At 45.6% G+C, this 16655-nt stretch carries 20 protein-coding genes; 8 read left to right on the top strand and 12 right to left on the bottom strand.

What is annotated here, in order from left to right; genetic code table 11:
- Positions 1-28: 28 nt before the first annotated feature.
- Genes M2125_RS02645 through M2125_RS02630 form a run of 4 tightly spaced genes read left to right on the top strand, consistent with a single transcriptional unit; the run spans position 29 to position 3221 of the window.
- Positions 29-838 (top strand): UDP-2,3-diacylglucosamine diphosphatase, encoded by an 810-nt coding sequence (locus M2125_RS02645; RefSeq protein WP_076023092.1) that lies wholly within the window; start codon positions 29-31, stop codon positions 836-838.
- On the top strand, positions 835-1863 hold the full coding sequence (locus tag M2125_RS02640) for a glycosyltransferase family 4 protein (RefSeq protein ID WP_280742432.1): 1029 nt from the start codon (positions 835-837) through the stop codon (positions 1861-1863). The genes M2125_RS02645 and M2125_RS02640 overlap by 4 nt, the downstream gene beginning before the upstream one ends.
- Before the next feature lie 12 nt (positions 1864-1875).
- Entirely contained in the window at positions 1876-2280 is a 405-nt protein-coding gene (locus M2125_RS02635) for a diacylglycerol kinase (protein WP_076023090.1), read from the top strand.
- 8 nt (positions 2281-2288) lie between these two features.
- Positions 2289-3221, top strand: a complete 933-nt coding sequence (locus M2125_RS02630) for a GNAT family N-acetyltransferase (protein ID WP_342394101.1) — start codon at positions 2289-2291, stop codon at positions 3219-3221.
- 31 nt (positions 3222-3252) lie between these two features.
- On the opposite strand, the gene ppx is transcribed toward M2125_RS02630, so the two are convergent.
- The 6 genes from ppx to M2125_RS02605 form a co-directional block, all read right to left on the bottom strand.
- Complete coding sequence (gene ppx, locus M2125_RS02625; RefSeq protein WP_076023089.1) at positions 3253-4812, bottom strand: exopolyphosphatase; 1560 nt, start codon at positions 4810-4812, stop codon at positions 3253-3255.
- Between the two features lie 98 nt (positions 4813-4910).
- Complete coding sequence (locus M2125_RS10935; protein WP_425334204.1) at positions 4911-5123, bottom strand: GDCCVxC domain-containing (seleno)protein; 213 nt, start codon at positions 5121-5123, stop codon at positions 4911-4913.
- Positions 5124-5166: 43 nt separating this feature from the next.
- Positions 5167-5883, bottom strand: a complete 717-nt coding sequence (locus M2125_RS02620) for an MgtC/SapB family protein (RefSeq protein ID WP_076023088.1) — start codon at positions 5881-5883, stop codon at positions 5167-5169.
- Between the two features lie 14 nt (positions 5884-5897).
- Complete coding sequence (locus tag M2125_RS02615) at positions 5898-7376, bottom strand: DUF2252 domain-containing protein (protein WP_277539863.1); 1479 nt, start codon at positions 7374-7376, stop codon at positions 5898-5900.
- A 47-nt stretch (positions 7377-7423) separates the two neighbouring features.
- Entirely contained in the window at positions 7424-7927 is a 504-nt protein-coding gene (locus M2125_RS02610) for an arsenate reductase ArsC (RefSeq protein WP_076023087.1), read from the bottom strand.
- A gap of 20 nt (positions 7928-7947) precedes the next feature.
- Positions 7948-8130 (bottom strand): hypothetical protein, encoded by a 183-nt coding sequence (locus M2125_RS02605; protein WP_076023086.1) that lies wholly within the window; start codon positions 8128-8130, stop codon positions 7948-7950.
- 243 nt (positions 8131-8373) lie between these two features.
- Between M2125_RS02605 and M2125_RS02600 the strand changes: the two genes are divergently transcribed.
- From M2125_RS02600 to M2125_RS02585, 4 genes are all read left to right on the top strand, one after another.
- Positions 8374-9240, top strand: coding sequence for a hypothetical protein (locus M2125_RS02600; RefSeq protein ID WP_280742431.1), 867 nt, complete (start codon positions 8374-8376; stop codon positions 9238-9240).
- Positions 9241-10212, top strand: coding sequence for a hypothetical protein (locus tag M2125_RS02595; protein WP_277539866.1), 972 nt, complete (start codon positions 9241-9243; stop codon positions 10210-10212). It begins immediately after the preceding gene.
- Between the two features lie 89 nt (positions 10213-10301).
- The gene (locus tag M2125_RS02590) at positions 10302-10784 is read left to right on the top strand and encodes an MgtC/SapB family protein (protein WP_076023084.1); all 483 of its coding nucleotides are present in this window, start codon (positions 10302-10304) and stop codon (positions 10782-10784) included.
- 79 nt (positions 10785-10863) lie between these two features.
- Entirely contained in the window at positions 10864-11067 is a 204-nt protein-coding gene (locus M2125_RS02585; protein ID WP_076023083.1) for a hypothetical protein, read from the top strand.
- A 17-nt stretch (positions 11068-11084) separates the two neighbouring features.
- On the opposite strand, the gene phoR is transcribed toward M2125_RS02585, so the two are convergent.
- Genes phoR through pstC form a run of 6 tightly spaced genes read right to left on the bottom strand, consistent with a single transcriptional unit; the run spans position 11085 to position 16594 of the window.
- Positions 11085-12383, bottom strand: coding sequence for a phosphate regulon sensor histidine kinase PhoR (phoR, locus tag M2125_RS02580; RefSeq protein WP_076023082.1), 1299 nt, complete (start codon positions 12381-12383; stop codon positions 11085-11087).
- A gap of 58 nt (positions 12384-12441) precedes the next feature.
- Entirely contained in the window at positions 12442-13155 is a 714-nt protein-coding gene (gene phoB / locus M2125_RS02575) for a phosphate regulon transcriptional regulator PhoB (protein ID WP_076023081.1), read from the bottom strand.
- 24 nt (positions 13156-13179) lie between these two features.
- Positions 13180-13887 carry a phosphate signaling complex protein PhoU gene (gene phoU, locus M2125_RS02570; protein ID WP_076023080.1) on the bottom strand — a complete coding sequence of 236 codons (708 nt, stop codon included), beginning with the start codon at positions 13885-13887 and terminating at the stop codon, positions 13180-13182.
- 12 nt (positions 13888-13899) lie between these two features.
- Positions 13900-14739, bottom strand: coding sequence for a phosphate ABC transporter ATP-binding protein PstB (gene pstB, locus M2125_RS02565; protein WP_198929265.1), 840 nt, complete (start codon positions 14737-14739; stop codon positions 13900-13902).
- A gap of 5 nt (positions 14740-14744) precedes the next feature.
- Positions 14745-15611, bottom strand: coding sequence for a phosphate ABC transporter permease PstA (pstA, locus tag M2125_RS02560; protein WP_076023079.1), 867 nt, complete (start codon positions 15609-15611; stop codon positions 14745-14747).
- The gene (gene pstC, locus M2125_RS02555) at positions 15608-16594 is read right to left on the bottom strand and encodes a phosphate ABC transporter permease subunit PstC (RefSeq protein ID WP_076023078.1); all 987 of its coding nucleotides are present in this window, start codon (positions 16592-16594) and stop codon (positions 15608-15610) included. Before pstC ends, pstA begins: the two co-directional genes overlap by 4 nt.
- Positions 16595-16655: the final 61 nt, after the last annotated feature.

Below are 16655 nucleotides of genomic sequence, written 5' to 3'. Positions count from 1 at the left end.
ACACAAGCCACAGGCCTAATAACAACTCATGATGCATTACAGAGCTATCTGGATTTCAGACGTACACCTAGGAACATCAGGGTGTCAGGCAAACTACCTCCTCGATTTCTTGCGGCATAACGATGCCGATCGATTTTACCTAGTTGGCGACATTATCGATGGCTGGAGGCTGAAGAAATCATTTTACTGGCCTCAGGCACACAACGATGTTGTCCAAAAGCTATTACGCAAAGCCCGTAAAGGCACAGAGGTCATCTACGTTCCCGGCAACCATGACGAAAGTGCTCGCCAGTTCTTTGGAATGTCCTTTGGCGATGTCAAGGTGGTTGAAGAGGTAATCCACACCACTCTTGATGGCAAGAAGCTCTGGGTTACTCATGGCGACTTATTTGATGGCGTGATGCAATATGCCAAATGGCTCGCCTATGTGGGCGATACGCTGTATTCCTTCATTCTGTACATCAATCGTTACTTCAATATGATTCGCATTCGGATGGGTTTGCAGTATTGGTCTCTATCCCAATACCTCAAGCACCAAGTGAAGAATGCGGTAAGTTACATCGCGGACTTTGAGCACATCATGGCGCGTGAAGCCAGGCTGCGTGGTTGTGATGGCGTGGTCTGTGGACACATCCATAAAGCAGAGATTCGCGAAATCGATGGCTTGCTGTACTGCAATGACGGCGATTGGGTCGAGAGTCTGACCGCCTTAGTAGAAACGCAAACCGGCGAACTCAAAATTATTCACTGGCCCCATATTAAAGGCGAGCCCTTAGAAGCATTAGAGACTCGCAACCTACCTGCTGCTGAACTATTCATTAAAGAGGCCACATTATGAAGATCATGATCATTACCGACGCTTGGGAACCTCAAGTCAATGGTGTTGTCAGAACCCTGAAGCAAACGCGTGCCGAGCTCATTGGGATGGGTCACGAAGTGCAGATGATTACGCCGCAAGAGTTCAAAACTATTCCATGTCCTACGTATCCAGATATTTCACTTTCATTATTTCCAGGCAAGCTGGTTGCGAAAAAGATTAAAGAGTTCGCGCCTGATGCCATGCATATTGCTACAGAAGGCCCGTTGGGCCTTTCAGCCCGCGCCTATGCAGTCAGAAATAAACTGCCCTTCTCCACCGCATATCACACCCGTTTCCCAGAGTACGTTAAGGCTCGCACAGGCATTCCACTTGGCCTCACTTATGCTTTCTTGCGCTGGTTCCACGGTCCTTCAATGGCTGTGATGGCACCAACGATTGTTGTAAAACAAGATCTTGAAAAATACGGCTTTACTAATGTTGTCCTATGGTCACGTGGAGTCGATCTCAAGATTTTCAAAGTACAAGAATCCAAAGCCCTCAGTACGGCACACCCGATTTTCTTGTATGTAGGTCGGGTTGCGGTTGAAAAGAATATCAATGCGTTCTTAGAAATTGATTTACCCGGATCAAAATGGGTTGTGGGTGATGGGCCAGCCATGGCTGGTATTAAAGAAAAATATCCTGAGGTGAACTACCTTGGCGTTCTTCAGCAAGAAGAATTGGCTAAGGTATATGCAGCAGCCGATGTATTTGTTTTTCCAAGCAAAACCGATACCTTTGGCTTAGTGCTACTTGAAGCGATGGCATGTGGTACACCAGTAGCAGCCTATCCGGTAACCGGTCCAATTGATGTCCTTGGCAACTCCCCTGCCGGGGCAATGAATGAAGACTTACGGGAAGCTTGCTTACAGGCACTCAAAATCCCTCGTGAAGTTGCCCGCGCACATGCAGAGAAGTTTTCTTGGAGAGCAGCTTCTGAGCAATTTGCCAATCATCTCAGACCGGTGCCCTCTCCAGATGTGCACCTCACAGCATTAGCGTAAATCGACCTGATTTTGAATACCAAATATCACATCGATCAAAATCCGCATAAGGGCAATCGGGGCCTGACCCGCGCATGGCACGCGGCTAAGAACTCATGGTCTGGGATGGTGTACGCATTTAAAGAAGAGAGTGCTTTTCGACAAGAGCTCCTCTTGTTATGCATCTTTAGCCCCATTGCACTAGCTCTTCCAGTGCGCCCTTTGGAAAAAATGGTATTGATTGCCTCCTTGGTGTTAGTTTTGGTGGTTGAGCTTCTCAACTCTAGCGTGGAGGCTGCAATCGATCGCATTTCTTTTGAACATCACGACCTTTCTAAACGCGCCAAAGATTATGGTTCTGCCGCAGTCATGCTCGCCCTTGTAATCGCAATGCTGTTTTGGGCAATTGTGTGTATTCCCCTTTTATTTAATTTGTAAGGCTCTCTATGTCAGATATTCCTAACCCATTAGCTGCTTTTGATATTTTCTCTGCTCGAGTAGATGAGAAAAAACAAAAGAAAGCAAAAGCAAATCCACTCAAGAAATTATTTTCTAAAAAAGTTGCCAAAAAACTATTTGGCAAAAAGTTTGCCTTGAAGACTCGCGCTGAATTGACGTCCCATGAAGTCGCGCCAATCGATCAACAAGTTAAAAAAGTCAAAAAAGCTGGCTTCCTGATTACTTGGGCCAGTAACGCTGATGAAATTAAAGAAGCGCAACGTTTGCGCTATAAGGTATTTGCCGAAGAAATGGGTGCCCACCTTCCTGCCCACCCAGAGAATTTAGATGTCGACGAATTCGATGCCTATTGCGACCATTTATTGATTCGCGATCAAGAAACTCTCAAAGTGGTAGGAACTTATCGCGTGCTGCCACCGCATAAAGCCCAAGAAATTGGTCGCCTTTACTCGGATGCGGAGTTTGACTTGGTTCGCCTTAATCACTTACGTCCTAAGATGGTTGAGCTGGGCAGATCCTGTGTTCATGCAGATTACCGCTCTGGCGCAGTCATTATGTCTTTGTGGAGTGGTTTGGCGCAGTACATGCAAAAGCATGACTATGAAATCATGCTTGGTTGCGCAAGCATTCCAATGGCTGATGGCGGCCACTTTGCTGCTAGCCTATATAACTCGCTAGGCAATGATCAAATGGCTCCCATTGAAAACCATGCCTTTCCACGCTTACCTTTGCCATTAGATCGCCTGAATGGCGGTCTTGAGGTGGAGCCGCCGCCATTGATTAAGGGCTATCTCAAATTAGGCGCAAAGATCTGTAGCGCTCCAGCCTGGGATCCTGACTTTAATACTGCTGATTTACTAACGATGCTGCGTCTCTCGGATATTAATCCACGCTACGCTAAGCATTTTTTAGGGCTCTAAGCGCCTATACATCCTCGAAGTAATCAAATGATTACTTCAGACCCAAGCGATAAGTTCGGCCGATGCGTTCCCATTCGGCCGCTTCTTTTTGCAGGCTAAATTCAGTCAAAGGATGCTCTTTAATCCAGTCTTCTGAGAGCGTCACCAAGTAAGAGCCGCCGTGCTCAGAAACTTTTACCCTAGGCAGACTTGTATCACTCCTGCCGCGACATAAGACCTGTGCCAAGCGCAGGCAAAAGAGCATACGCCAGTCATTAAAACTGCTGTTATTGGCTAGCTTACCTAATTTACCAGCATGCCCAATCAATAAGGCCGAGAGCCGTGCCTGGTCGTTCTTAGAAAATCCAGGCATATCCGCATGACCGGCAATATAAGCTGAGTGCTTGTGATATCCATTATGAGAAATGGATAAACCAATCTCATGAAGATTGGCGGCCCACTGTAATAAGGCAATATTGTCAGCCCGATCCTCGACATCAGGCTTTGGCAATTGCGCTAAAAATTCTCCAGCCAATTTACCAACCCGATCAGCCTGCTCTCGATCCACTGAATAGCGTTGCATGAACTGCTCGACAGTGACATAACGCATATCGTGATGTTGGGAGCGGCCCAAGAGGTCATACAGTACGCCAACCCGCAAGGCGGCATCAGTGACTTCCATGCTTTCAATGCCTAGCTCATCAAATACCGCCAACATAATGGCTAGGCCGCCCGGCCAAACACCTCTGCGGTCTTCTTTTAAGCCGTCCAACTCAACTTGGCTAATATGCTCGTACTTGAGGAGATGCTTTTTCATGGCCTTTAGGCCATCGCGCGTAATTAATCCACTCGATCCATTCACGCGCCCCATGGTGAGCGGCTCAGGCTCATCACTAAAGTTGTTCGTAATCAATTCTGCCAATGCACGAGCCGTGCCTGAGGACCCGATCACCTGTTTCCAGCCGCTCTTTAAGTAAGAGCCTGCGATAACCTGAATCTCCCTACGGGCTGCAAGTTCAGCCTCCTTGAAGGCATGCGCATCAATATTGCCATTGGGGAAAAAACGCATACTGTGAGATACGCAGCCAATGTACAAACTCTCCATTAATTTAGGCTCGTAGCCTCTACCAATAATGAGCTCAGTCGAGCCGCCACCGATATCTACCACCAGACGGTTACCCTGCACCGCCGATACCTCATGCGCTGCGCCAATATAAATCAGGCGCGCCTCTTCGACCCCAGCAATCACCTCAATCGGAAACCCAAGCGCCTCTTCAGCGTCCTTCACAAATTGCTGGGCATTTTTAGCCACGCGCAGCGTGTTAGTAGCAACGGCACGCACCTTGGATGGATCAAAGCCCCGAATACGCTCGCCAAAACGACGAATGGCGGTTAAACCACGCTGATAGGCATCGTTACCGAGTAGCTTGTTATCAGTTAAACCAGCAGCTAAGCGGACTGACTCACGCAAGGTATCAATGGGTCTTAATTGAGTGCCAGATGGCGTATTGACAGCCTGGGCTACCAGCATCCGAAAGCTATTCGAGCCTAAATCCACTGCCGCTACCAAATCAGCGGATTGGGAATATAAATCTGGGTGATTGATTGCCAAGGTGTTTCCCGTTAAAACAAGCGCTTAAATGAATATGTCTATTTTATGTAAGAACGATGACATATTCGTTAAAAAGAAGCTAGTCTACTGGGAAATACTTAAGCCGCTAAATTTTGCTCGGAACGAGAACAATCTACATTGCCAAAACTGCAAAAAATGCAGCAATCTCCTGACTTGGTCTTCAGAATGCCGCTACAAGCCTTGCAGCGATGCAAATAATGCGAGGAATTGCCTGCAATTTCTAAGGTCTCTTGTGCTTGGCAATGGGGGCACGTAATAGTTGAGTGCTGATTTTCAATATGGTTTTTCACACTGGCATTTTGCACTGTCAATATGGCAAAAATAAGTCAGGATTTAATCAGTGGTACTTGGACTCCAATAGGCCTGGGTCACATAATCCATATTACTTATTTCTTCAATCAAAGCGTCCATTTGTGCGCCTTCGACTGCGCTGTCCGTTAAGACCGCTTGTATCTCCACGTCATCTGCGCCAAATTGATGCACCTCGACATCTTGTGTCTGATAGCCAGCTGACTCGAGCTTTTCAATAAATTGCTTAAGTGCGATCTTCTGGGCATGCTTGGGCGCAATGATGTAAATGGAATTCGTTACCTCTACGGACTCCATATCCAATGGCTGTTTATTAATCAAGGTAACCACTGGACGCAATAAGGTATTGGCAGCAAGCACAAAAATTGTTCCTAAGCACGCCTCCAAGAGCAAGTCAGCACCCGCGCAAGCCCCAACTGCCCCAGAACCCCATAAGGTAGCTGCAGTATTGATACCGCGCACATTACCCTCTTCACGCATGATGACCCCGGCACCCAGAAATCCAATCCCAGAAACAACATATGCCATGACATGCACAGCACCCTCATGACCTGTTAAGCGATTAGCAGCATCCACAAAGATGGCAGCCCCTAATGCCACAAGAATATTTGTCCGAAGGCCAGCTGTACGCTGCCGAAATTGACGCTCTAAACCAATGAGGCCGCCCAACACAAAGGCAGCGCTCAAGCTAATCGAGGTATCAATTAAAGAGGCTAAGTTGATATTGTTCAACGCTTCCATGAAAAGCTTCCCACCTAAATTGTATTTTTCTTGGCCACCTGCAGGCGACCACTTTTGACTGCCTTGCAGAATAGCGCATAGTCAGCATCATTTTGCTTAGCATATGCCTTCGCAAAGGAATACATCGCCTCGCCAAACTGCTTAGATTTACCGCAATACCCGGAAATCATTGCTGCATCACCTGAACGTGCATGCCCCAAAGCCAAAGCCCAACCAAATAATTTGGCATAGTCAGGAAAATTCTTCAGCGACACACCATTAGGACCGCCAATCACAATACCGCCCTTCATATCACGCAGCTGGCGCATATAAAAGCCCTGCATCTTGTCAATGTCAAATGCCACTGCCCCGTAATTCAAAAAGATATCGGGGGCGCCTTGTAATAAGCGTTGTCCGGCTACTACCCGCCTACCCATATCAGCGTAAATAGACTCGCCCAAGTAAGGAGTAAGAACTGATTTTTGGGCTTCTTTATATTGCAAAAATAAGGCGTCATTTTCACTATCGCCTTCAAAATACATCACCATACAATTAGTCCCAACACTACCAACACCCACCACCTTGCGAGCAAAATCTTTTAATGAGTAGCGCTGAAATAAAATCTTTCTATCAGCCAGCAGACTACTCGAGTAATTTAAGAGTGCCCTATCAATTAGATTAATTAAAGGTATGCCATGCGTCTTTTTATCAAAGTGCTCAATCAGCGGTGGATTATTAATTAACTTTCGATCCTTACCCACTAATGTGGTGAGTTTTTCTAAAATCTGTACATTACTCTGCGCCTTGGTTAACTTCAGATAGGCATTGAGCTTTTTTTGATGCGACTTACTAAAGTACTTGCGCACATCCTTTTCACCAATAAATTGCTGCGCTAGATCGAGGTAGGGCATTTGCGCATATCGCGCCATCTGAGCTTGATATTCCCCGCTAATCTGCTGGACTAGAAGCTTGCAAGTCTTCTCGTCACCACCAATGCTTCTACAGGCAATAATCGCGCTGGCAACCAAACGCTTGATATCCCACTCCCAGCTTCCTGGCAATGTTTCATCAAAATCATTAATTCCAAAAACGAGACGATGCTCGGCGGTTCCAAAAAAACCAAAGTTGGAAACGTGCATATCCCCACAAAGTTGTACAGTGATATTAGTAGTTGGTTGATTGGCTAAATCCTGAGCCATGATTGCAGCGCCACCACGATAAAAGGTATATGGTGATTGCAGCATGCGCTCGTAACGGATTGGCATTAAAGCGGTAATCCGAGATTGAGCTTGACGTTCCAAAATGGTAATGGGATCGATGCGATGTTTTGGGGGTGTATACAATCCTTGGGCATCCAAGCTTACTACTTTGCGCAGTGCCCTACCATCTTGCATCCGTTTTTTGATACTGGGGCGGGGATCTTTAAAAGACTCTACGGAGTGCAGAACGGCAAATTTTTTATCTTTTAAATGAGGCTTTACAGCAGCAAGAGTTGCATTCTTTTTTTGAGGCATTACCACTCCAGAGGGAAATCTTTTTCCCTATACTACAACGGGTAAGCTTAGTTAAACTTAAATCCCTCGTGGATATGATGAAGATGCGTCTTCAGCTCTAGATGATCAAGCTTATCGACCGGCAAATCGAGTAATAATTCAATTCGATTGCGCAGACCCATTTCTACGGCCTTAAAAGCAGCTAACCGATCTTCCTCGCTACCTTGAACTGCTGCCGGATCAGGTAGACCCCAATGCGCTGTTGCAGGATGGCCAAGCCAGTATGGACACTCTTCTCCAGCAGCTGAATCACAAAGAGTAATAATAAAGTCCATATGAGGAGCCCCCTCTCTACCTAGCTCATCCCAACTTTTACTACGCACCAATTCAAGCGGATAGCCCATTTGCTCAATTAATTTGAGCGCAATCGGATTGACAACGCCCGTCGGCTTTGAGCCTGCGGAAAATCCAATAAATCGACCATGACTTAGGGTGGTTGCAAGCGCTTCAGCAAGAATAGATCTTGCTGAATTTCCGGTGCACAAAAAGAGAATATTGTAGGTAGGGCTCATTCAATAAAATGGGTAAAACGTTAAATGATTTCATCTAACTTTAAAGCAAATTTAGTATCAACCAAAAAAGATTTTTCTTGGCGATTTGTGGTCCACCCTTTTGATTGAACAAATTGCTCTTTTAAATCTGGCGCAGGTGATCTTAACTTGAGGGCTGCCTTCTCCAAAAGATCAACCCAGTCTTTTTTTAGAGGGGTATTCATCCATCTCTCCTTGAACTCATCAGTTAGTCGGATAGTTAGATGCTACTGGGCGTTTATTTCAGTTTGATTAATAACGAATAAAAAAAGAAAAAAGCCCAGCAAAGTGGGCTTAAAAAGGAAGAGCGCTTTATCGTGATCAGTGCATGACTGATGAACCCAATATAGTCATCAAACATGACAATTTAATTACTTGTCCCATACTCGAATTCTTTAATACGTCATTTGTAGGTGCTATTTTGGTAAATGAAGATAATCCTAGATATGCATGTCAGACTTCACTACGCCCTAATCTCCCTGGCAATCATCCCCGGCTATAGTCTGGCCTTTGAACCCTTGAACACCGATGATGCGGGAACAGTAAAAAAGGATGGGAATCAAGTTGAGATCTATTCATTTACCACTAACCAGCATGACAGTAACGCATTAAACGCGGTTGATTTACCCATCCCCGGTCAAGATTATGTGGACACGCAATATGCACATGCTTATCCAGCAACCTACACAAGGGGTATTGGCGATAACATAGAGGCTTCAATCGGTAGCGCGGTATATGCTCAGCCAAAGGGGGCATTCTCCCCAGTCTCCAATACGGCTTTAGCAATGAAATGGCGCTTCGCAGAAAGTGAGGATGGCGACTGGGCACTAGCAATTAAACCAAGTGTTCGTTTGCCAAGCGCACCATCACAGCAAGTGGCTGGCCTAGGCTATAGCGCCCTCAATTATGGTGCCACCCTTATTGGGTCAGTCTATTGGAATGCAGTGGAAATTCACGCTAATGTAGCCTATGCAAAAGCAAGCTACAACACGAATTACCCTACCGGTCAGAATACAGACCCCAACAGAACCAACATACTGTTTTTTTCAATTGCACCAGTCTGGACTGTAAGTCCAGGAATCCGTCTAGCACTGGACATGGGTCTTACTACTAATCCACCCACTACAGAACAATACTTAAGTAATTACGGTCTAGTAGCGGCCATTTTTTCTCCAATAGAAGCGATTGATATTGGCTTATCCTATATGCGTAGTGCAGCTAATTTTGGCATTGTGACTTCTGGATCAGGAGCCAATACCACTCGAACAGAAGTTGGCGTTACATGGAGGTTTTAGATGAATACACCATTCTTTCAACGTACTGCGGGAGGGATCCTTCTCCTTTGCTGTATTTTTTTCAACTCAGTTCATGCGCAATCGTTTCGCTTTGTCGCACTAGGAGACATGCCCTATACATTGCCTGGTGATTTTGTGCGATACGAGCGTTTAATTGGAAAAATTAATTCTGAAAATCCATCATTTAGTATTTTTGTTGGCGATACAAAATCAGGTTCCACCCCCTGCTCTGACGAATATGTCCAGAAGATCTCAAATTACTTCAATACCTTTCAAAAACCATTGATATATAGCATTGGTGACAATGAGTGGACCGACTGTCACCGACCTCAAGCGGGCTCTTATGACCCCATAGAGCGCTTAGATTACATTCGCTCTCATCAATTTTCTAATAAGCTGAGTTTTGGCAAACAAAAGTTGGTCTTAACACGTCAAGGTGATGTGATGCCTGCATTTACTACTTTTGTTGAAAACTCCCTTTGGGTGAAAAACGATTTTTTGTTTGTTAGCATACATTTACCAGGCTCCAACAATAATTTCGGTCGCAATGCAAGCTCCGATGAGGAATATAAAAAACGTAATGCTGCGAATCTTGCCTGGATCGAATACGCCTTCGACCAAGCGCAACAGAAAAAATATGTAGGCATTATTTTTGCATTTCAGGCGGATATGTTTTATTCCCCAGATCAAGCAACTAGTCGAAGTAGCGGTTACCGTGACACTCTTGAGCTCTTCAGTAGTCTAGCGGGTAGCACTAACTTGCCCATCCTGCTCATTCATGGCGATAGTCATCGCTTGAAAATTGACCAGCCACTGCTTAATAATCAAAAACGAACCCTGGAGAATGTATATCGCCTCGAGGTGATGGGATCAGATCAAGTTCAAGCTGTAGAAATTGAGATAAATCCCAAGGAGGCAAATCCCTATGGATTCCATCCACTGCTGATTAAAGAGAATATTCAGGCAGATTAAACGCATTCAAGTGCCTATCCGCTTGTAACGATATCCACCTGGAATACACTGAGAGCATCCATCAGGAATTATTCTCACCGGGATCTAAGATGCAAGACTGGGACATTTATTCGACTATTGGGCTTAGGCTAGGCTGTGCCCTGATTGCCGGGATTATTCTCGGGGTAAATCGCTGGCTGCATCATAAGTCCGCAGGGATACGCACCCACTCCCTGGTCTCCATAGGATCAGCCACTGCAGTATTGTTGATTGCCCAATTGGCGCATGATGATGCGCAATCTGTTAGCCGCGTTCTACAAGGCCTCATTACTGGATTAGGCTTCTTGGGTGCAGGCGTTATTATCCGGGAGCGAAATTCACAACGGATTCATGGTTTAACAACGGCGGCAAGCCTGTGGGCCTGCGCTTTGATTGGGGCGGCCTTTGGGGCTGGTGAATACATTTTAGGGGGCCTTTCGGTGGGCGCTATTTTGATCACCCTTCTGATCGGTGGGCCACTAGAACGTTTAGCAACCAGGCTTTCAGGCATCCATCAGGGATCAGAAATCCCACCCACCAATCAGGATAGCTAAGTATCAAAACCTCAAAAAAGGGGTTTTGTCATATTAGTTTGGTAGGATTCGCGGTATTGATACTTTTACAAGCTAAGTCATGAGCAAATACGATTACGAAGACGCTGTAAAGCAACTACAAGAATCTGGGTCTATCAGTCTAGAGGACTTCAAAAAATTAGCCTACGATGATCTCAATGAGCTGCTTGAAGAGATCAAAGTCTGGTGCTTGTATGCTAATGGCGCAGCAGATAAGCTGCCTAAAGAATCCAAAAAGAAGAAAAAGAAAAAGAAAAAGGATTAATTACTGAGCTAATTTAGCTATTCAGTAACCCGTTCTTTTGGGAAGCGAATCGCAAAAGAACTACCTTTCCCAGGCGTGCTTTCAATATGAAGTTGGGCTTGATGGCGACTGGCAATGTGCTTCACAATCGCCAAGCCTAAGCCAGTCCCCCCGGTATCTCTTGACCTACTCCGATCCACCCTATAGAAACGTTCTGTAAGACGTGACAGATGTTCTGAGGCAATCCCAGGGCCTGAATCCGTAACCGAGAACTCCCCTTGCCCTTGAGCATCCACCTGCCATTTGACGTTGATCGAGCCCACATCTGGGGTATAGCGAATAGCGTTTGAGACTAAGTTGCTAAACGCTGATAACAACTCACGTTCATCTCCAACCAAATTCATAGATGATTTAGTTTCAAAATGAAATGCATGCCTGCCTTGCGATAGCGCCTCAGCATCATTCTTCAGCAGGGCCATGAGGGTTTGAGCTTGAACGACATTCATCGGCGCTGGCAAGGTATTTGCCTCTAAGTTGGCCAAAGTCAATAGGTCTTCAACCAAGCTCTTCATACGCTTAGCTTGAGCCATCATCATTTCAAAATATTGATCTTGCTGTGCTTTCTCCAAATTGAGAGATTGCACTGTTTCAAGAAAACCCATTAATACCGTAATTGGAGTTCTCATTTCATGGGATACATTAGCCACAAAGTCGCGGCGCATCGCATCCGCTTTTTGTAAGTCTGTGACGTCTTGAATCAACAGTAAATGTCTTTTTTCACCAAAGGGAAAGGCCTGTAGCATCAAACTCAGACTGCTATTCACGCCCATACGCTCCAGCAATAGGGGCTCGTCAAATTCACGCTTGGCCAAATATTGGACAAACTCTGGCCTACGAATTAAGAAGTTAATTCGTTGCATCACATCCCGCTTAAAAATCAAACCAAAGAACCGCTCAGAAATGGAGTTACACCACTCAATTTGATCTTGATCATCAAGCATCACAATGCCGTTCGGTGAAGCCTGAAAAGCTTCGATAAAGCGCTCGTGCTGTTTTTCAATTGTCCGAATTTGCTGCTTTAAGTTTGAGACCAAACGTTGGAGACGAAAAAAAACCTCCTCCCAAAACCCGCTGGGTAGAGGCATATTTTCAATGTTGTTATCCAATGCGTAGGCTCTCAGGCGCGCCAAATTGACGTAGGAATAGACCAGTGGCACCGCCAAAATAGCCAGACTTGAGCAAATTGCCCAACTAGCACCAAAATTAGGAAGGGTGACAGAGGCAACTACAAGGGCCAGACAAATAATTAGAAAAAAACGGGTTAAGGCAGAGAGCATGCAGCAATCTTAGAGCATCTGTGTAAAACAGTAGAAAAAACCGGTATGAAGGGCCAGATTAGGTGTGAGTTGGGGTTTTGGTAATGCGATAGCCACTGCCCCGGACCGTTTCAATAAATCGATCGCAATCGACGGGTGCCAAAGCAGCTCTTAAACGCTTGATATGGACGTCTACAGTACGCTCCTCAATATAAACCTCACTACCCCATACTTGATCCAATAAATTGGTTCTAGAGTGCACACGCTCTGGATTGGACATCAAAAACTGCAATAGGCGATATTCAGTCGGCCCTAATGGAATAATCTTGGGCTGTTCGTTTGGCCATACGGCAGTGGCACGGTGGGAAACTGGATCTAAGCGTATCGGGCCTACAGCCAGCGGGCCTGACTCCTGAGATGGGGTTTGACGGCGCAATAAAGCGTTTACACGAGCCACCAACTCTTTGGGAGAGAAAGGTTTGGTTACGTAATCATCTGCACCAGAATCAAGGCCAAGCACCTTATCTGCCTCTTCACTCTTGGCCGTGAGCATCAAAATTGGCAAAGAACGGGTGCGCTCATTAGCACGCAACTCCTTGGCAAACTGAACACCTGATTTACCAGGCAGCATCCAATCCAAAATCACCAGGCTGGGCAATTGCTCGCGCATACTAACCAATGCAATCTCAGTTTGCATGGCCTTTTCCACCTCAAATCCAGCATGAGATAAGTTGATGGCGATTAGCTCCGCAATGGAGGGCTCATCTTCAACAATTAATATGCGATGAGTCATCGGTTGGCTCAATTAAGTAATCAGTTAAATCTTATTGGCTTCGCGCACCAAATCCGCATGCGGAATATGACGCACATCAGAACCCTTAACAATATAGATCACGAACTCAGCAATATTTTTAGCATGGTCACCAATACGCTCAATTGCCTTTGCTATTGTCAACATGTCTAAGCCAATAGAAATCAAATGCGGATCTTCTGACATATAAGTAATCAGTTTGCGTACAAAACCGCGGAATTCTTCATCAATTTGGCGGTCTTCTTCAACCACTTCTGCTGCTGCAATGGTATCTAGGCGTGCAAAAGCATCCAAGCTTCTGCGCAATAAAGAAATGGCCATTTGACCCGATAAACGAATCTCTGCAACGTTGATGTTATTAATTGCACCAGCTTCAATCAAGCGCTTAGTGCGTTTAGCAACGCGCTCAGCCTCATCGCCTGCGCGCTCAAGATTGGTAATGGCTTTGGATACCGCCATTACTAAACGTAAATCACGAGAAACAGGTTGGCGACGTGCAATCACTTCAGTGCAGAGCATGTCGATTTGGATTTCCATATCGTTTACTAGCTTCTCGTTCTCAATCACGATGTTGCAAGTATCTATATCCATCTGCGTAAAGGCACGCATAGCGGTTGCTATTTGCGACTCTACCAAGCCGCCCATTTCTAACAAGCGGCTAGACAAGGCGTTTAAGTCAGCGTCAAATTGGGATGATAGGTGTTTATCTGGCATTACTGTCTCCAATTAACCGAAGCGGCCGGTAATATAGTCTTCTGTTTCTTTGCGCTGAGGCTTGATGAAAATTTCATCTGTTTTGCCGTACTCAATCAAGCTGCCCAAGTACATATAGGCAGTGTAATCGGATACGCGCGCAGCCTGCTGCATATTATGAGTAACGATGGCAATCGTGTACTCATGCTTGAGCTCATTAATAAGCTCTTCGATTTTTCCAGTTGAAATTGGATCCAATGCAGAAGTCGGCTCATCGAGCAAAATCACTGATGGCTTGACCGCTACACCACGAGCAATACAAAGACGCTGTTGCTGGCCACCTGAGAGCGATAAACCACTTTGGTTCAACTTGTCTTTGGCCTCAGTCCAAAGAGCCGCTTTATTCAAGGCCCACTCTACGCGCTCATCCATCTCTGAGCGAGAAAGCTTTTCATATAAGCGCACACCAAATGCAATGTTTTCATAAATAGACATTGGGAATGGAGTTGGCTTCTGGAAAACCATCCCAATTCGGGAGCGCAATAAATTGAGGTCTTGACCCTGCTCTAGGATATTTTGACCATAGAAGTTGATTTCGCCTTCAGCGCGCTGACCTGGATACAGGTCATACATACGATTGAGTGTTCTGAGCAAAGTAGATTTACCGCAACCCGAGGGTCCAATAAAGGCAGTTACCTTGCCTTCCTCAATATTTAAATTAATGTTCTTTAGACCCTGAAAGGAGCCATAAAAGAAATTCAAATCACGCACTTCTAATGCATTACGAATTTCTGATTGTGGTTGCTGATTATTTTCCACGTTCACACTACCCCCAAGACGGTCGATCTGATTTAAATCAAAATTAGTTTTCATATTACTCATCCCTGCACCTTCTCACGAAAGACCACTCGCGCCAAGATGTTGAGCCCTAAAACAGCAAAAGTAATTAGGAGTGAGCCACCCCATGCAAGACTGACCCAGTTATCGTAGGGGCTCATTGCAAATTGGAATATCACCACCGGCAAATTAGCCATCGGTGCATTCATATTCGTAGAGAAGAATTGATTGCTTAAAGCAGTAAAGAGTAATGGTGCAGTTTCGCCACTAACGCGTGCCAAAGCCAGCAATATACCGGTCATGATGCCGCTTTGTGCAGCGCGCAAGGTGATCATGAAGGCCACTTTCCACTTAGGTGCACCGAGAGCATAAGCAGCTTCGCGCAAACTGCCCGGCACTAGTCGCAACATATTTTCAGTGGTGCGAACTACCACTGGGACTGCAATTAAGGCCAAGGCAATCGTGCCAGCCCAGCCCGAGAAGTGTTTTACTTGAGCGACCACTAAAGCGTAAACAAACAAGCCAATCACAATAGATGGGGCCGATAACATAATGTCAGTTACGAAACGAGTAACCGATGCAACCTTACTGCGATCACCGTACTCCGATAAATACAGACCAGCCAACACTCCCACGGGGGTGCTAATAAGGGTACAGCTCACAATTAGCATTAAGCTGCCAACAATGGCATTGGCCAGGCCACCGCCCTCAGATCCAGGCGCTGGAGTACTCTGCGTAAATAAATTCAGGTTAATCGCAGAAAAACCTTTAATAAACAGCACTGCCAGAATCCAGATTAAAAAGACCATGCCCAATACCATGGCGAACATGGAAAGAGCTAAACCAATTTTATTGGCGCGCTTGCGACGCGCAAATACTGCTTTATCGATATTGATTGCTTGACTCATGATTTCAATCCTTGGCTTTTCTCCATGCGAATCAACATCCATTTAGCTAGCGCTAACACCACGAAGGTAATAAAGAACAGAGCTAAACCAAGGGCGAATAATGAAGAGAAATGCAAGCCCGCTTCAGCCTCTCCGAATTGGTTGGCCAAGGTAGAAGCAATGGAGCTGCCAGGAGCAAATAGTGAGGGAGAGATTCGTCTTGCATTACCAATTACAAAGGTCACGGCCATGGTTTCCCCGAGCGCCCTGCCCAGTCCCAACATCACACCGCCGATCACACCTGCTTTGGTATAGGGTAGAACGATTCTACGGACTACCTCCCAAGTGGTGCAACCAATGCCATAAGCGGATTCTTTTAATACCGGTGGCACGATTTCAAATACATCGCGCATCACAGAGGCAATGAAAGGCAGAATCATCATTGCCAAAATCAAACCGGCACACAACATACCAATACCATTCGTTGGGCCAGAAAACAGAATACCAATCAGTGGAATCTTACCTAAGGTAGCTTGCAGCGCCGGCTCAATATAGTCACCAAAAATTGGCGCAAAAATAAATAAGCCGAACATGCCATAAATGATCGATGGCACCGCAGCCAAGAGTTCAATTGCAATCCCCAAAGGACGCTTTAGGCTGGAATGGCAGATTTCTGTCAAGAAAACTGCAATACCAAAACTCAGAGGCACAGCAATCAATAAAGCAACCAAGGATGAAACTAATGTACCGTAAATGGCAATCAAGCCGCCAAACTGGCCGCCGATAATATCCCACTCATCGCTAAAGAAAAATCCAATGCCAAACTCACTTAAAGCGGGCCATGCATTGATAAATAAGGAAATGATGATTCCCATCAAAGCAAACAATACAGTCAAAGAAAAAAACTGCGTTGTCCTATGGAACAAGAAGTCCTGGATTCGTTGAATTCGGGCAATTTTGACTGCCTTAGCCGAGGGCAAACCCGCTGAAAAAGAAGATTCCATTATGTCTTTAAAGGTATCTGTTAAGCAAAATGGCCCCAATGTGTATTGGGGCCTGCTGCGA

This window comes from Polynucleobacter sphagniphilus (genome assembly GCF_029892205.1).
GTDB lineage: Bacteria > Pseudomonadota > Gammaproteobacteria > Burkholderiales > Burkholderiaceae > Polynucleobacter > Polynucleobacter sphagniphilus.
Note: the sequence above shows the minus strand (reverse complement) of the source record. Positions and strands in the feature narration are given on the sequence as shown.

Coding starts and splice junctions, on each gene's coding strand:
- M2125_RS02645 (WP_076023092.1), top strand. CDS start 29: ATGATGCATTACAGAGCTATCTGGATTTCAGACGTACACCTAGGAACA.
- M2125_RS02640 (WP_280742432.1), top strand. CDS start 835: ATGAAGATCATGATCATTACCGACGCTTGGGAACCTCAAGTCAATGGT.
- M2125_RS02630 (WP_342394101.1), top strand. CDS start 2,289: ATGTCAGATATTCCTAACCCATTAGCTGCTTTTGATATTTTCTCTGCT.
- M2125_RS02620 (WP_076023088.1), bottom strand. CDS start 5,883: ATGGAAGCGTTGAACAATATCAACTTAGCCTCTTTAATTGATACCTCG.
- M2125_RS02615 (WP_277539863.1), bottom strand. CDS start 7,376: ATGCCTCAAAAAAAGAATGCAACTCTTGCTGCTGTAAAGCCTCATTTA.
- M2125_RS02610 (WP_076023087.1), bottom strand. CDS start 7,927: ATGAGCCCTACCTACAATATTCTCTTTTTGTGCACCGGAAATTCAGCA.
- M2125_RS02605 (WP_076023086.1), bottom strand. CDS start 8,130: ATGAATACCCCTCTAAAAAAAGACTGGGTTGATCTTTTGGAGAAGGCA.
- M2125_RS02600 (WP_280742431.1), top strand. CDS start 8,374: ATGAAGATAATCCTAGATATGCATGTCAGACTTCACTACGCCCTAATC.
- M2125_RS02595 (WP_277539866.1), top strand. CDS start 9,241: ATGAATACACCATTCTTTCAACGTACTGCGGGAGGGATCCTTCTCCTT.
- M2125_RS02590 (WP_076023084.1), top strand. CDS start 10,302: ATGCAAGACTGGGACATTTATTCGACTATTGGGCTTAGGCTAGGCTGT.
- M2125_RS02585 (WP_076023083.1), top strand. CDS start 10,864: ATGAGCAAATACGATTACGAAGACGCTGTAAAGCAACTACAAGAATCT.
- phoR (WP_076023082.1), bottom strand. CDS start 12,383: ATGCTCTCTGCCTTAACCCGTTTTTTTCTAATTATTTGTCTGGCCCTT.
- phoB (WP_076023081.1), bottom strand. CDS start 13,155: ATGACTCATCGCATATTAATTGTTGAAGATGAGCCCTCCATTGCGGAG.
- phoU (WP_076023080.1), bottom strand. CDS start 13,887: ATGCCAGATAAACACCTATCATCCCAATTTGACGCTGACTTAAACGCC.
- pstB (WP_198929265.1), bottom strand. CDS start 14,739: ATGAAAACTAATTTTGATTTAAATCAGATCGACCGTCTTGGGGGTAGT.
- pstA (WP_076023079.1), bottom strand. CDS start 15,611: ATGAGTCAAGCAATCAATATCGATAAAGCAGTATTTGCGCGTCGCAAG.
- pstC (WP_076023078.1), bottom strand. CDS start 16,594: ATGGAATCTTCTTTTTCAGCGGGTTTGCCCTCGGCTAAGGCAGTCAAA.